At 65.9% G+C, this 290-nt stretch carries 1 pseudogene; it reads left to right on the top strand.

Features of this window, described 5'->3' with window-relative positions:
• A pseudogene (locus tag AF337_RS46295) lies at positions 1–174 on the top strand (metal-dependent hydrolase); the annotation flags it as partial.
• Positions 175–290 lie beyond the last annotated feature (116 nt).

Below are 290 nucleotides of genomic sequence, written 5' to 3'. Positions count from 1 at the left end.
GCGCCGGCCGAGATCCTCGGCCGCCCCGTCGGCTCACTCCAGGCCGGCTCGCCCGCCGATTTTAACATCTTGCCTGCCGCGTCGCTGGCAGAGGCCGTCGCTGCCCGTCCTCTCGATCGTACCGTCTTCCGCGGGGGCGCCATCATCGCCCGTGGTGGCCGGCTGATCGTCTGATTTTTTCCGTCAATGCAGTGCGCATGGGAGAACCACCGATGAAGGGTCGTCTCTGGATTCAATCACCGCTCGCCATCATGGCCGAGGGCGCTGGGGGCGGCATCGTCATCGAGAAT

Origin of the sequence: Rhizobium ecuadorense (assembly GCF_001187535.1) — a bacterium.
Taxonomy (GTDB): Bacteria; Pseudomonadota; Alphaproteobacteria; order Rhizobiales; family Rhizobiaceae; genus Rhizobium; species Rhizobium ecuadorense.
Note: the sequence above shows the minus strand (reverse complement) of the source record. Positions and strands in the feature narration are given on the sequence as shown.